The 13,589-nt window shown below is 56.4% G+C and carries 15 protein-coding genes; 4 read left to right on the top strand and 11 right to left on the bottom strand.

From position 1 onward, the window contains the following. Window positions 1–11 precede the first annotated feature (11 nt). From DAQ1742_RS13370 to modE, 10 genes are all read right to left on the bottom strand, one after another. Window positions 12–392, bottom strand: a complete 381-nt coding sequence (locus tag DAQ1742_RS13370; RefSeq protein WP_067486659.1) for a copper-binding protein — start codon at window positions 390–392, stop codon at window positions 12–14. Continuing rightward, complete coding sequence (locus tag DAQ1742_RS13365; protein ID WP_232046496.1) at window positions 385–909, bottom strand: hypothetical protein; 525 nt, start codon at window positions 907–909, stop codon at window positions 385–387. Before DAQ1742_RS13365 ends, DAQ1742_RS13370 begins: the two co-directional genes overlap by 8 nt. Before the next feature lie 112 nt (window positions 910–1,021). Then, window positions 1,022–2,083, bottom strand: a complete 1,062-nt coding sequence (galM, locus tag DAQ1742_RS13360) for a galactose-1-epimerase (RefSeq protein ID WP_035340871.1) — start codon at window positions 2,081–2,083, stop codon at window positions 1,022–1,024. Then, window positions 2,073–3,224 (bottom strand): galactokinase, encoded by a 1,152-nt coding sequence (gene galK, locus DAQ1742_RS13355; RefSeq protein ID WP_035340874.1) that lies wholly within the window; start codon window positions 3,222–3,224, stop codon window positions 2,073–2,075. The genes galM and galK overlap by 11 nt, the downstream gene beginning before the upstream one ends. Next, window positions 3,221–4,273, bottom strand: coding sequence for a galactose-1-phosphate uridylyltransferase (gene galT, locus DAQ1742_RS13350; RefSeq protein WP_035340877.1), 1,053 nt, complete (start codon window positions 4,271–4,273; stop codon window positions 3,221–3,223). The genes galK and galT overlap by 4 nt, the downstream gene beginning before the upstream one ends. A 68-nt stretch (window positions 4,274–4,341) precedes the next feature. Then, entirely contained in the window at window positions 4,342–5,358 is a 1,017-nt protein-coding gene (gene galE / locus DAQ1742_RS13345) for a UDP-glucose 4-epimerase GalE (RefSeq protein ID WP_035340879.1), read from the bottom strand. 259 nt (window positions 5,359–5,617) lie between these two features. After that, window positions 5,618–7,087 (bottom strand): molybdate ABC transporter ATP-binding protein ModF, encoded by a 1,470-nt coding sequence (gene modF / locus DAQ1742_RS13340; RefSeq protein ID WP_035340881.1) that lies wholly within the window; start codon window positions 7,085–7,087, stop codon window positions 5,618–5,620. A gap of 117 nt (window positions 7,088–7,204) precedes the next feature. Then, a complete protein-coding gene (locus DAQ1742_RS13335; protein ID WP_051124019.1) occupies window positions 7,205–8,062 on the bottom strand; it encodes a hypothetical protein in 858 nt (285 codons plus the stop codon). A gap of 78 nt (window positions 8,063–8,140) precedes the next feature. Next, window positions 8,141–8,611: a hypothetical protein gene (locus DAQ1742_RS13330; protein WP_145916163.1), complete on the bottom strand. Its 471-nt coding sequence runs from the start codon at window positions 8,609–8,611 to the stop codon at window positions 8,141–8,143. A 166-nt stretch (window positions 8,612–8,777) separates the two neighbouring features. Then, window positions 8,778–9,569, bottom strand: coding sequence for a molybdenum-dependent transcriptional regulator (modE, locus tag DAQ1742_RS13325; RefSeq protein WP_035340883.1), 792 nt, complete (start codon window positions 9,567–9,569; stop codon window positions 8,778–8,780). A gap of 196 nt (window positions 9,570–9,765) precedes the next feature. On the opposite strand from modE, the gene DAQ1742_RS13320 reads away from it, so the two are divergent. From DAQ1742_RS13320 to modC, 4 genes are all read left to right on the top strand, one after another. Further along, window positions 9,766–9,915: an AcrZ family multidrug efflux pump-associated protein gene (locus DAQ1742_RS13320; RefSeq protein WP_035340886.1), complete on the top strand. Its 150-nt coding sequence runs from the start codon at window positions 9,766–9,768 to the stop codon at window positions 9,913–9,915. Window positions 9,916–10,051: 136 nt separating this feature from the next. Continuing rightward, window positions 10,052–10,825: a molybdate ABC transporter substrate-binding protein gene (gene modA / locus DAQ1742_RS13315; RefSeq protein WP_035340889.1), complete on the top strand. Its 774-nt coding sequence runs from the start codon at window positions 10,052–10,054 to the stop codon at window positions 10,823–10,825. Between the two features lie 20 nt (window positions 10,826–10,845). Next, window positions 10,846–11,592 carry a molybdate ABC transporter permease subunit gene (modB, locus tag DAQ1742_RS13310; RefSeq protein ID WP_180706146.1) on the top strand — a complete coding sequence of 249 codons (747 nt, stop codon included), beginning with the start codon at window positions 10,846–10,848 and terminating at the stop codon, window positions 11,590–11,592. Beyond that, window positions 11,534–12,592: a molybdenum ABC transporter ATP-binding protein ModC gene (gene modC, locus DAQ1742_RS13305; protein ID WP_035340893.1), complete on the top strand. Its 1,059-nt coding sequence runs from the start codon at window positions 11,534–11,536 to the stop codon at window positions 12,590–12,592. The genes modB and modC overlap by 59 nt, the downstream gene beginning before the upstream one ends. 69 nt (window positions 12,593–12,661) lie before the next feature. On the opposite strand, the gene DAQ1742_RS13300 is transcribed toward modC, so the two are convergent. Further along, entirely contained in the window at window positions 12,662–13,483 is an 822-nt protein-coding gene (locus DAQ1742_RS13300) for a pyridoxal phosphatase (protein ID WP_035340896.1), read from the bottom strand. Between the last annotated feature and the right edge of the window lie 106 nt (window positions 13,484–13,589).

Below are 13,589 nucleotides of genomic sequence, written 5' to 3'. Positions count from 1 at the left end.
GTTTGCTCCGATTAATTCTGCCGTGGGGTAATATCAGTCAGGGTGTAACCGTCTGCGCTTTGCACAAAGCTGAAACTCACCGCGCTGCCTTGCGGTAAAACGCTCAGTTCGCGGTTCGCGGGCAGGCGGAAGGTCATGGTCATCGCAGGCCAGCGCAGCGCGGCAATGGCCTCATGCGAAAGTGTCACATTGCGGCTGTCCCACTGTTTGACGATGCCGTTGGCATGGTAGCGCGTGGCCGTCTCCGGTGAGGCCGGTTGGGCAGCGTGCGGTTGTGCTTCGTCCATCATGGTATGGGGCAGGTTGCCCATGTCATGGGTTTGGGTGTCAGCGTGTGTCAGTAGCGGGAAAAAAACCAGCAGGGTGGCGATGGCCACAGAGAGTTTAGGCATGATAATAGCTCCATAAATACGATAAATAACAAAATGTTATGGTAAAGGCGCATAAATGATATTTATCGCAGGGGCTATTCTCTGAATCGGCAAAAGCGAATGGTGGCCGGGGGCCGGTGACAGGTGGTGTCAGCCTGTCATCACTGGCGACGGCTAACGATGGCGAGGGGGGCACGGGCAGCAGTTCATCATTGACCGGCAGAGCCAGCAGTGACAGTGAAGGCAACTCCTGAGTAGCGGAATCCGGCAAACAGTGTTTTTCACACAGCGGGCTTATCTCTGCGCTTGCCTTAACCTGCGCAGTGGTTTGCCCGTCTGGCATATCGGCAGGGTGTGACATCCGGTGGGCTTCATGCTGCACCATAACCGGCGCAGCCGTTATGGTAAGCCCGCAACGGTGACCCGCGACAGCCAGTTGGGTATTGAGCAGCAACCAGCATAACGCCAGCAGCCAGCCCCATGCGCTTTTATGGCGCAGAGCATGCAGGCTGAATGGACGATGGCGAAATGCTGTCATGAAGGCAATATCCCTATAAACGGTAGTGTCAGTGTACGAGGCGTACTTCACGCCGGACAAGCAGGAATTTGCACAGTTTTGTAAAGAGCCAGCGGTGCTGGCTCAGGGAGGATTAATCGGCCTGGCGGTCATGACCTGCCGGATGGGCGCTGAATACATAACGGGTGAGGGCGCTGTAGCGTTTGCCGGGTCTTAGCCAGCAATCCGGCTGTGGCCAGTTCGGGTGGTTGGGGCTGTCTGGCAAAAACTCGCTCTCCAGCGCCACACCCGCATGGTTTGCATAGCATCCGCCTTCGCGTGACGGCGTGCCTGCAAGAAAGTTACCGGTGTAGAGTTGCAGCGCAGGCGCGCTGGTATAAACCTGCATCTGTACCCTGTTGTCGGCTGACCACAGGCAGGCGGCCGGGCTTGCGTCAGATCCACCGGTGCGGTGCAACAAAAACGCGTGATCATAACCACCAACCGCGCGTTGATCGGCATCAGCCAGAAAGTTCTGTTGCAGCGTTTTAGGCTGGCGAAAATCAAAACTGCTGGCGGTGACATCGCGCAAGCCGTCCAGCGGGATGCCATCACTGCCTACCGGCAGATAATAATCCGCCATCAGTTGCAGCCGGTGCTGGCGCACATCGCTGGCCGAGCCGTCAAGATTGAAATAGGCGTGGTTGGTCAGGCAAACCGGGCTGGGTTTATCCACCACCGCCTGATACTCAATCTCCAGCGCGTTCTGGTCGGTAAGCTGATAACGCACCTGAGCTGTCAGCATACCGGGGAATCCCTGATCGCCATCGGGTGACGTCAACTGATAAATCACCTGATGGGTCTGTTGCCCGATAACCTGCCAGCGCCGGGCGTGGAACCCTTCCGGCCCGCCATGCAACTGGTGTACGCCTTGATTGGCATGCAGCGCAATAGCGGTATCCCCCTGATGTAACGTCGCATCAGCGATGCGGTTAGCGTAACGCCCGACGGAGGCCCCCAGATAGGCGGATTGATGCGGGTATTGCTCAGGCTTGCAGCCGAGCAGCACCTCGCGTGTCTCCCCTTCGCTTAACGGCAACTGGCAGGAGAGCCAGGTGGCTCCCCAATCCATCAGCGTGACGTGCATACCGTGGCGGTTTTGCAGCAAGGTGAGTTGAAACGGCTGGCCGTCTGGCGCGAGCGCATCATTCGACATAACCGGCTCCCGGCGAGGCCTGACAGACGTAACAGGTCGGTTGTAAGCCGGTTCTGGCCGGATACTCTTGTAACACCGCTTGTTGCACTGCTCTGGCATAGTGTTGCGGCACTAATGCCACAATGCAGCCGCCAAAGCCGCCGCCGGTCATGCGCACGCCACCTTCGTCACCAATCACCGATTTGACTATCTCGACCAGGGTATCGACCGGCGGCACGGTGATTTCGAAATCATCGCGCATTGAGGCATGGGACGCGGCCATCAGCTCGCCCATCAGGCGAAGGTTGCCATGCGTCAGTGCATCGGCTGCCGCCAGCGTGCGGGCGTTTTCGGTAATAATGTGGCGGGCACGACGGGCGACAACCTCATCCAGCCCGGCGGATTTGGCGGCGAAATCTGCTTCGCTGACATCACGCAGCGCCTTGACCTGAAAATGGCGCGCTGCCGCTTCACACTGCTGGCGACGGGTATTGTATTCGCTGTCCACCAGGCCACGTTTCACATTCGAGTTAATGATAACGACGGCGACGTCTTTCGGCATGGATACCGGGCGCGTAACCAGGGTGCGGCAGTCTATCAACAGCGCGTGACCACGCTGGCCCTGGGCGGAAATCATTTGATCCATAATGCCGCAGTTACAGCCAACGAACTGGTTTTCTGCTTCCTGCCCGTTGAGCGCCAGCGCCACATTGTCCAGCGGCAATTGATACAGTGTCTGAATCGCCTTGCCCACGGCCACTTCCAGCGATGCCGATGAGCTCAGGCCCGCGCCTTGCGGCACATCGCCACTGATGACCAAATCCGCGCCGCCGAAGCTGTCATCACGGGTTTTCAGGTGTTTTATCACACCGCGCACGTAGTTGGCCCACTGCCACTGCGCATGATGTTCAATCGGGGCATCCAGTGAGAAGAGGTCTTGCTGGTTATCATAATCAACGGCAATCACCCGAATCTGGCGGTCACTCCGCGGCGCGGCGCTAATCGTGGTGGAATAATTAATCGCGCAGGGCAGCACAAAGCCGTCGTTATAGTCGGTGTGTTCCCCTATCAGGTTAACCCGTCCCGGTGCCTGCACGGTGAGGGCGGCCGGATAGCCGAACTGCTGCTGAAACACTGCCTGGGTACGTGCTGATAAGGTCATGCCTGAACTCCTGAATCACGATAATGAATGTCGCTGACTGCCCGCAGCCGCTCGGCGGCTTGCTCGGCGGTTAAATCACGCTGGGTTTCTGCCAGCATTTCGTAGCCCACCATGAATTTACGCACGCTGGCAGAGCGCAACAGCGGCGGGTAAAAGTGGGCGTGCAATTGCCAGTGTTGCTGGTCGCCTTGCGTAAACGGCGCGCCGTGCCAGCCCATTGAGTAAGGGAATGAGGTCTGGAACAGGTTGTCATAGCGGCTGGTGAGCTTTTTCAGCGCCAGCGCCAGATCCTGGCGCTGTTCGGCCGTGAGATCCGGCAGGCGCAGCGTATGGGCTTTGGGTAACAACAGGGTTTCAAACGGCCACGCTGCCCAATAGGGTACGACGGCCAGCCAGTGCGCGGTTTCCACCACATGGCGGGCACCGTCGCGCAATTCACGTTGCAGATAATCGAGTAGCATCGGTGAGCCGTGCTGCGCAAAATAGTCACGCTGTAGGCGGTCTTCGCGCTCGGCTTCGTTGGGCAGGAAATCATTGGCCCAAATCTGCCCATGCGGGTGCGGGTTAGAGCATCCCATTGCCGCGCCCTTGTTCTCAAACACCTGTACCCACGGGTAGATTTTCCCCAGCTCTGCGCTCTGCTGCTGCCAGGTGGCCACAACCTGCTCCAGCGCGACTAACGGCAGTTCCGGCAGGGTTTTGCTGTGGTCAGGCGAGAAGCAGATTACCCGGCTGGTGCCACGCGCGCTTTGGCAGCGCATCAGCGGGTCAGTATTTTCCGGCGCAGCCGGGGTGTCGGCCATCAGGGCAGCAAAGTCATTGGTAAACACAAAGGTGCCGGAGTAATCCGGGTTGGTATCCCCGGTGACTCTCAGGTTGCCAGGGCACAAAAAACAGCCTGGGTCATGTGACGGCAGCACCTCGGAAGAGATGCTTTCCTGCTGCCCTTGCCACGGGCGTTTGGCCCGGTGTGGCGATACCAGTACCCACTGGTCAGTCAGCGGGTTATAACGACGATGCGGATGTTCAACGGGGTCAAAATACGCCATGAGAATGCCTTAACGATGTCATCGAAAACGGGTCAACGGGATAGCTCATCAAGCGATGAGCACACCAATCAGTCTGGAAAACCATTCGGATGACGAGACTGCCAACGCCAGGTGTCAGCGGCCATTTCATCCAGAGTCCGGCTCGTGCGCCATTTCAGCTCGCGGGCGGCTTTTTCTGCATCGGCCCAGTAAGCGGGCAGATCGCCATCGCGCCGTGGCGCGAAGTGATAGGCGAGCGGTTTGCCACAGGCGCGGCTAAACGCTTCGACGACCTGTAGTACGCTGTACCCAACACCGGCACCGAGATTGTAGGTGTGTACCCCAGCCTTGCCGTGCAGCGTGTTCATGGCGGCGACGTGCCCATCGGCCAGGTCAACCACATGGATGTAATCACGCACGCCGGTACCGTCGGGGGTGGGGTAGTCATTACCGAAAATCGCCAGCGAGTCGCGGCGGCCTACGGCGACCTGCGCAATGTAAGGCATCAGGTTATTCGGTACGCCCTGTGGGTCTTCCCCCATCTCGCCCGAGGGATGGGCACCTACCGGATTAAAGTAACGTAACAGCACCACACTCCAGTCAGGCTCGGCGCGGTGCAGGTCTTGCAGAATTTGTTCGACCATCAATTTGCTGTGGCCGTAAGGGCTGGCAGGTGTGCCGGTCGGGAAACTTTCCTGATAAGGGATCTGAGGCTGGTCGCCATAGACCGTGGCTGATGAGCTAAAAATCAGTGTCTTAACACCGGCGTGCTTCATCGCTTCGACCAGCGTCAGCGTACCGTAGACGTTATTGTCATAATAACGAACCGGCTCACGGACGGATTCCCCCACCGCCTTGAGGCCGGCGAAATGGATAACGGCACCGATATCCTGTTCGGAAAAAATGCGCTGCAACAGGGCGCGGTCGCGGATATCACCTTGATAGAACACGGCGGCCTGCCCGCTGACGCGGTGAATGGCATCCGCCACGCTCGCTTTGCTGTTGCACAGGTTATCGAGAATAACCGGCTGATGACCCGCGGCGATCAGTTGTACGCAGGTATGACTGCCTATGTAACCGCTACCACCTGTAACCAATACTTTCATAATGACCTCTGTCGCAGAAAACTGATGGAAAAAATAGCATGACCAATGGCGGAAAAAGGTGATCAACGCCCTAATTAGCGATATTGAGGTGTTATCACCGGTGGATCAATCGAGACGATCTTTCCGTCTGAGACTGTCAGGCAGGATAAAGCATTTACGGGTTTTGTGGTAACGTTATCACTTGCCCGGTGGCGATGATTATCGTGCGTGGCTACACTGGGAAGTGCAGGAGCCACGCAGCATAAAAGCCCTGGCGATATCAGCAGCGCTGTACCTGATAACGATAGCCGTCACCGTCGGGAATAAAGCTCAGGCGGTGGGTAATGCAATCCGGCGCATCTTCGGCATGGTGAGAAACGAACAGCAGTTGCGTGTGCCCTTGCGCCATCAAAATATCCAGCCAGCGGCGAATCAACTGACGGTTAATGGCATCCAGCCCTTGCAGCGGTTCATCCAGAATGAGCAGGGTGGGATGTTTGACCAGTGCCCGCACAATGAGTGCCAGCCGTTGCTGCCCCCAGGAGAGAGACTGGAAGGGCGCATCAGCCACGCGGTCAGGCAGGCCAAGCAGCGAAAGCCATTGGGCGACCAGAAAGCGCTGCCTGTCGGAGATAGCCTGATAAATGCCGATAGAGTCAAAAAAACCGGAGGTGATGACGTGGCGTAAGCTGGTACTCACCCGGTATTCCAGATGCAGGCTGCTGCTGACATAACCAATATGGCGCTTGATGTCCCAGAGGGTTTCACCGCTGCCACGTCGGCGGCCAAATAAGCTCAGGTCATTGCTGTAACCTTGTGGATGGTCGCCGGTAATCAGGCTCAAGAGCGTCGATTTACCCGCGCCGTTTGGCCCGGTGATTTGCCAGTGCTGGCCGGGTAACACTTCCCAGTTCAACTGGTGAAGGATCGGTTTATCATTGTAGCTCACCACCCCGTTAACAAGGCGCACCAGCGGTGTTTCGGCCGCAAACTGCGGGCGCTGCGCCGGGTGTTCCGGCTCCGGCAGTGCCGTGTGGGCAAGGGACTCACTGTGTGCCAGTTGGGCGAGCAGCGAATCGGCCAGCAGCGTTTCACGAGCGCCCTGGCTGACCAGCGCACAATCTGCCAGCACCCCGACCTGACTGACAAATGCCGGTATATCCTCAAAGCGGTTGAGTATGAGTACCATCGTCTGCCCCTGGCGGGCAAGCGCTGCCAGCAGCTCAGCCAGTTGCCTGCGTGAGCCGACATCCAGCCCGTCAAACGGCTCATCGAGAATTAATAAATCGGGTTGTGCCATCAACGTCTGACAAAGCAGCGCCTTGCGAGTCTCACCGGTGGAAAGATATTTGAAGCGGCGGTGCAGCAGGGGCGTCATACCAAATTGTGCCGCCAGTTGCTGGCAACGCCCGGCATCCCGAATGTTCTCCTGAATCACCTCGGCAGTGGTGCGCCCGGTGTCGTCTTCATCGGCACTGAGCATATCGGTATTGTTGCGCTGCCACTCCTGCGCCACCAGGTGCTGCAATTGCTCGAAAGAGAGCCGGGCGAGGCGCTGAAAGTCGCACTGACGCTGACCGGCCAATTGTAACAGCTCACCGGACAACGCCCGCGCCAGCGCCGATTTGCCGCTGCCGTTCGCGCCGACAAATGCCCAGCACTGCGACGAATCTAGCCTGAAATCCTCCAGATGCATCATCCGGGTATCGCTTAACCGGAACTGCGCCTGCTGAATGTGTAACACTGACATGTCCATTTCCTTGATAGCACGCAAATAACCTTTACGGGTAAAGGCAAGTGCCGGGCTTGTCAAGGTTTCGTTGCCGCTCTTCCTCGGCCCTTTAGCCAGCGGCCGCGGTGGCGGGGGTTAATGCCCGCTTTTCTCGGCGAGCAATTGCTCAATGGGCGTCATTATGGCCCGCTGTATCAGTTTGCCTGCCACAAGCTGAAACCCGTCTTGCTCTGCGGCTGGGGTCAGTGAGATGAGGCCATCAACCGAGTGGAGATCGGGCATTTCAACAGCGAGAGTGCTGTCACTGGCGGTATTCACAACAAAATTATGATTTCCCGGTGCCTGGTAAACAGAAAATGCGGTGCTCATCGGTTCATCGGCCTGGGCCGCCCCTTGACCGAAGGTGTTGACCACCTCCGCCAAAAAAGCAAAGTTTGTCCGGTGGTTGAACGAAAAGCCGGGGTCAAGTTGGTAGCGCAAAAACCCGGTGTCTAATGGCGTGGTGTTGAGGCTTTCACTGGTTAGGATCTGGGTGGCGGTCGCGGCATCGGCATCCGTGAACGCAAAGGTCTGGGCGTGGCCGTTCATATCGTACATTTTGCCGTTATTGACACTGACGCTCACGCGGCCAAACATGCGGTAGTCACCGAGGTCGCGCGCTAAATCATCAACATACTGCAAGTCCACGCCAGATTGTTGTGCATGGGCATACAGGGCTGAAAGCCTGTCTCTGTCTTCATGGGTGAGAAAGTTCACCGATGACATTTTCATGGTCGTCTGCGTCAATTCGGTCTGGATGGTGGGGGTTGCGTGTGCATCACCGAACAGTCGAGACATCATCAGCCCTTTACCACTGAACGTTGTCTGTGGGACGGTTGACGACGGTGTTTGGTGAGAGCCCGTTTGTGACCGCGCATTTTGGTCGGCTTTCTGCGTGCTGTCAGCGGTGTTTTTAACCGGAAAATAGGTCGTGGTATCAGCGCGAATTTCCATGTTGTGACCTTTTATTAGCCCAATTATTAGCCCAAATTTTGTGATTGGCGGTGTCATTAAAAGTGTGAGGGAATATCGCTAATAGCTATAGTCCCAACGAACACTTTCTCGACGTGAAGGTTGAAGGTTATTGCCAGGACGTCCGGTTATGTCATGACGAATTTGCATTTGCGTACCCAGATCAAACCGCAAGTCGTTGAACTGTGTCGTTGTGCCGGATGTTCCACTTGGCACGGAGATGCAACGTGTTGGAGAGGTTTGATAGGATTGGAAATAGCACAGTTGTACTTTGTCGGTATACGCTCCCGGGTAGGCCGCTATTTCGTAACTCACCCGAGCCAATTTTTTGGGCGTATTTAGCGTGCCAGAGGGGAAATCTGTGGAAGTCGCGTACATGGCACTTAATCCCATCGACGTCGTCCCATCTGAATAAATAAATTTTATCTGTGCGGAAGATGATTTTGTGATGCTGCCTGTCGCCGCTGGTGAGGGCGGCGTTACTATCACTGTTGTTATGAGTACAGGTATTAAGAGTAATGCCTTCTTCATTCTCTCCAATCCTTGGTAATGTACTGATTTAGATATGAATTATCGGTTAATCAATACAGGCCGGAGAAGCCTGTTTCGTGGCTATAATAAACGGCAGAGTGAACAAAAACTTTAGATATTCTTAATTTTTTATGATGGTAAGCCTCATTATTGAACTTGTCTGGCCTTAACACAGGGTAGCGATAATCACCTTGTCGGCATTAAAACTGGCGTAGACCGCCGTTTCAGGCTGAAGGCCTCGCTGGGCTACCTCTTCGTTGGCGAGTGTGGCGCAGACCACTTCGCCACCGTCCAGCGTCACCAACACTTCACTGTGAGTCTCGCCTGGTTGCAGGTGGCTGATGTGGCCTGCCAGCACATTATCGTGAGCGGGCCGCGGGGCGGTTTGCGGCGTGACGATAATCCAGGGCGCTTTAATCAGTGCCAGTACCTCTTTGCCGCTTGCTAACGTCAGTCGCGCAACGCTCTGCTGGGTTAATGCTGCCTGAATGCGCGTTTGGCCGTCAGCCAGTAAAATGGACAGATGCTGCTGCACCGGTTGCTGGTCACAGTCGAGGATGGTGCCAAAAAACTGATTGCGCGCGCTGGTTTGCAGCGAAAAGCGTGCAATTGCGCCAAGCAGGCTGTCCAGCGGTATGCCGTCATCGTGCAGTACATCAAAGGCTTTTTGCTGAATCTGACCAAGTAAATCATACAGTTGTATTAAACGCTCGCCGTATCGTGTCACTCTTGCGCCGCCACCGCCTTTGCCGCCGGTGGTGCGTTCGACCACGGTGTGTTCAGCCAGTTGATTCATTTCGTTAATGGCATCCCAGGCGCTTTTGTAGCTGATGCTGGCCAGGCGTGCGCCCTGGCTGATGGAACCGGTCTGTTTGACCTGCTTGAGCAGCGTGATGCGCCTTGGGTCGGCAAACAGTCGTTGCTGAAGTTTCAGGGTAAGGAGAATCTCTGCATGCATGGGGAATATCCCTGTTTGAGTTGAGGCTTTTGGCTATTGTTATCGTTTTGCGCCCAACAGGCAAACCGCACAAATCGCCGCGTCGGTTTTGGCGATTCAGGTAAACTGGTGAGCTGTGATGAAGGTGGTTTGCGCTTTCTGAATTTAATGACTGCCGGTGGAGAGTGCGCCAGTCGGCATGAAATACGAGGTAGCTATGTTGGAATTGCTGAAAAGCCTGCTGTTTGCGGTATGCATGGTGCCGGTGATGATGGCGCTGATTTTAGGGGCTATCTACGGTCTGGGAGAGGTGTTCAACCTGTTTTCTGCTATCGGCCATCGCCAGTCTGCACCGGCGCGTAAGTAATCCCCGTCTGATTTCTGTGATGACGAATCCGGCCTGTGGCCGGATTTTTTTTGCGCCAGAACAATGACAATGCCATCGATATTGGGTATTTATCGTTATATTATTTACTACACAACGATAAGTATGGGAGAAAAGAATGAAATCTTCATGGACGCACTGGCTTGCTGCCGCCACTCTGACGCTGGGAATGAGCACCACTATCGCACAGGCGCAGACAACCGTTACCGTGTTTGCCGCCGCGTCACTGACCAACGCCTTGCAGGATATCGCCGCGCTCTATCAGAAAGAAAAGCAGGTGTCGATTGTGGCGTCCTACGCGTCGTCATCCACGCTGGCGCGCCAGATTGAACAGGGTGCCCCGGCAGACGTGTTCATCTCGGCCGATCAGCAATGGATGGATTATGCGCAGGGTAAACAATTGCTGGAAGAGGGCAGCCGCGTCACCTTGCTGGGCAACCAGTTGGTGGTCATTGCACCGAAGTCGGCCGATACCAAAGGCTTTAAAATTGAAGAAAAAACCGACTGGAAAAGCTTGCTCAAGGGCGGGCGTTTATCGGTAGGTGACCCGGATCATGTTCCGGCCGGACTTTACGCAAAAGAAGCGCTACAGACCCTGAACGCCTGGGAAACCTTGTCACCGCTGATGGCGCGAGCCAATGATGTGCGTGCGGCGATGGCGCTGGTCGAGCGTGAAGAAGCGCCGCTGGGGATCGTGTATGGCTCCGATGCAGTCGCCAGCACCAAAGTCAAAGTGGTCGGTATTTTCCCTGAGAACACACACAAACCGGTGGAGTACCCGCTGGCGGTTATCAAAGGGCGTAACACTCCGGTGGTGAACGCCTTTGCGGAGTATCTGAAAACACCGCAGGCCGCCGCTGTATTTAAGCAATATGGATTTACGCCGCGCTAATGCTATTCGGTAGCGAAAGTATGTTCCTCACGGACTATGAGTGGCAGGCGGTTGCCTTAAGCCTGAAAGTGTCGCTGGTGGCCGTCAGCCTCAGCCTGCCATTCGGTATTCTGGTAGCCTGGGTGCTGGCACGCTGCCAGTTTGTCGGTAAATCCCTGCTGGATAGCGTTATCCACCTGCCGCTGGTGCTGCCACCGGTGGTGATTGGCTACCTGTTGTTGATAGTGATGGGGCGTAAAGGTGTGGTGGGGGCTTTGCTGTATCAGTGGTTCGGCTTTAGTTTTAGTTTCAGCTGGCACGGTGCGGCGCTGGCGGCGGCGGTGGTGGCCTTTCCACTGATGGTGCGTGCTATCCGGCTGGCGCTGGAAGCGGTGGATACCCGGCTGGAACTGGCGGCGCGCACGCTGGGAGCCGGGCGCTGGCGGGTCTTCTTTACCATTACGCTACCGCTGACGCTACCGGGCATTATTGTCGGCACCGTGCTGGCGTTTGCCCGTTCGCTGGGCGAGTTCGGTGCGACTATTACCTTCGTGTCAAATATCCCAGGGGAGACGCGCACCATTCCTAACGCCATGTACACCCTGATAGAAACGCCGGGGGCTGAAATGCAGGCCGCCCGGCTGTGTGCGATAGCCATTGGCTTATCACTGGTTTCCTTGCTGTTGTCGGAATGGCTGACGCGCTGGAGCCGCAGGAAACTGGGGGGTAATGCTGCAACTGGACTTCACACAGCAACTGGGAGATTTACAACTCAACATTACCAGTGAACTGCCTGCCAGCGGTATCAGTGCCGTATTTGGCGTGTCCGGTGCCGGTAAAACCTCGCTGATTAATGCCATTGTGGGGTTAAGCCGCCCGGACAAGGGGCGTATTCAACTCAATGACCGGGTGCTGGTCGATACCGGGCGTAAGCTGTTTCTGCCACCAGAAAAGCGGCACATCGGTTATGTGTTTCAGGATGCCCGCCTGTTTCCGCATTATCGGGTGCGCGGCAATCTTTGTTACGGCATGGCCGCACAGATGCGCGCGCAGTTTGATGACATCGTGCAGTTGCTCGGTATTGCACCGCTGCTCAGGCGGTATCCGCTCACCTTGTCCGGCGGCGAAAAGCAGCGGGTGGCGATTGGCCGGGCGCTGCTCACTGCCCCGGAATTGTTGCTGATGGATGAGCCGTTAGCCTCGCTGGATACGCCGCGTAAGCGCGAGTTGTTGCCGTATCTGGAGCGGCTGGCGCGTGAGGTTAACACGCCGATTCTCTATGTCAGCCACAGTCTGGAAGAGGTGGTCAGGCTGGCGGACAGGGTACTGGTGCTGGATAGCGGGCAGGTGAAAGCACAAGGTACGCTGGAAGCGGTTTGGGCAAGCAGTGCGCTGCGTGCCTGGCTGCCGCGCGAGGAGCAGAGCAGTATTCTGAAAGTGACGGTGATGGCGCATCACCCGCGTTATGCGATGACAGCGCTGTCACTGGGTGAACAGCATCTGTGGGTCGGGCGCGTTGATGCACAACAGGGGACGGTGCTGCGTATTCGCATCAATGCCGCCGATGTGTCGCTGGTGACGCAGCGCCCATCAGCAAGCAGCATTCGCAATGTGCTGGCGGTGTTTGTTATCGAATGCCTGGATGTTGAGGATCAGGTGGAGGTGAAGCTCGATATCGGCGGTCAGGTGCTTTGGGCGCGCATTACACCCTGGGCGCGCGACGAGCTGGGGATAAAATCACGCCAGTGGCTGTATGCCCAGATTAAAAGCGTGTCTATTACGCCGTGAACCCCGTCACACCGTAAACCCTGTAACGAAACCGGGCCGCCGTGTTGACGGCCCGGTGACGCGAGGCGCTTAGGCCAGAATGCGCTGGCGTATGACCCCGGCAATCCCCGGTGATTCATTATCACCGATCACCATATCGGCGTGCGCTTTTACCTCATCGGCACTGTTGCCCATGGCAACGCCTAAGCCTGCCGATGACAACATACTAATATCATTGAAGTTATCACCAAAAGCCACGACCTCATTCATGCTCACGCCCTGGGATTCGACCCAGCGTTGCAGCAGCCGCCCTTTGCTGTTGCCGGTCTGGGCAATATCGACCTGATCCATCCATGACCATTCACATGACAACCCCAGTTCATGCTCCAGCTGTTTGGCTGCGTCATTGAGTACGGCGGTGTTGCTGTGATGCGTGGCAAACTTCCAGATAGCTGTTGCCTCATCCGCCGCGTCCATCAGGCTCGTGACCTGACGAAATACCGGGCGTTGTGCGTGCGGCAGATTCTGCGCCCAGGTTTGGGTTCGGGTAATGTGCCCGGTTTCCTGCTGGTAGTACATCGCATCATCCGCATACATCAGGGCGTGAATGTCATACTGCTGGAGTCGGTTCAGCACCTGTTTGGCCTGCCCGGTACTCAGTGGGTTGGCATGCAGCGCCTGCGCGCGCGCATAGTCGTACAAATAGGTGCCGTTACAGCAGATAACCGGCGTATCCAGCGCCAGCGCCTGATAAAACGGATGAATGGCCGAATGGTGACGGCCGGTGACGATAATCACGCGAAGACCCGCTTGTCTGGCCTCGGCCAGTGCGTGTAGCGAGTCCGGTAAGATGGTTTTTTTGGCGGTTAACAGAGTGCCGTCAAGGTCGAGGGCAATGATGCGATAGCTCATGGTATGCTCATCAGATTATCAGGTTCATATCATTGGGATGGTACACTGGAAGCCATCGCGATCAACAGGCTCTTTTGCGGGCCGTACCGGTTAAGGCGGTGTTGCC

The organism is Dickeya aquatica (assembly GCF_900095885.1).
Classification (GTDB): domain Bacteria; phylum Pseudomonadota; class Gammaproteobacteria; order Enterobacterales; family Enterobacteriaceae; genus Dickeya; species Dickeya aquatica.
This window is presented reverse-complemented; position numbering and strand designations above follow the sequence as displayed.

Bases quoted from the DNA above. Each gene is read 5' to 3' on its own strand.
- DAQ1742_RS13320 (WP_035340886.1), top strand. From the start codon at position 9,766: ATGTTGGAATTGCTGAAAAGCCTGCTGTTTGCGGTATGCATGGTGCCG.
- DAQ1742_RS13330 (WP_145916163.1), bottom strand. From the start codon at position 8,611: ATGAAGAAGGCATTACTCTTAATACCTGTACTCATAACAACAGTGATA.
- DAQ1742_RS13300 (WP_035340896.1), bottom strand. From the start codon at position 13,483: ATGAGCTATCGCATCATTGCCCTCGACCTTGACGGCACTCTGTTAACC.
- modF (WP_035340881.1), bottom strand. From the start codon at position 7,087: ATGTCAGTGTTACACATTCAGCAGGCGCAGTTCCGGTTAAGCGATACC.
- DAQ1742_RS13335 (WP_051124019.1), bottom strand. From the start codon at position 8,062: ATGGAAATTCGCGCTGATACCACGACCTATTTTCCGGTTAAAAACACC.
- modC (WP_035340893.1), top strand. From the start codon at position 11,534: ATGCTGCAACTGGACTTCACACAGCAACTGGGAGATTTACAACTCAAC.
- galT (WP_035340877.1), bottom strand. From the start codon at position 4,273: ATGGCGTATTTTGACCCCGTTGAACATCCGCATCGTCGTTATAACCCG.
- galE (WP_035340879.1), bottom strand. From the start codon at position 5,358: ATGAAAGTATTGGTTACAGGTGGTAGCGGTTACATAGGCAGTCATACC.
- modE (WP_035340883.1), bottom strand. From the start codon at position 9,569: ATGCATGCAGAGATTCTCCTTACCCTGAAACTTCAGCAACGACTGTTT.
- DAQ1742_RS13370 (WP_067486659.1), bottom strand. From the start codon at position 392: ATGCCTAAACTCTCTGTGGCCATCGCCACCCTGCTGGTTTTTTTCCCG.
- modA (WP_035340889.1), top strand. From the start codon at position 10,052: ATGAAATCTTCATGGACGCACTGGCTTGCTGCCGCCACTCTGACGCTG.
- DAQ1742_RS13365 (WP_232046496.1), bottom strand. From the start codon at position 909: ATGACAGCATTTCGCCATCGTCCATTCAGCCTGCATGCTCTGCGCCAT.
- modB (WP_180706146.1), top strand. From the start codon at position 10,846: ATGTTCCTCACGGACTATGAGTGGCAGGCGGTTGCCTTAAGCCTGAAA.
- galK (WP_035340874.1), bottom strand. From the start codon at position 3,224: ATGACCTTATCAGCACGTACCCAGGCAGTGTTTCAGCAGCAGTTCGGC.
- galM (WP_035340871.1), bottom strand. From the start codon at position 2,083: ATGTCGAATGATGCGCTCGCGCCAGACGGCCAGCCGTTTCAACTCACC.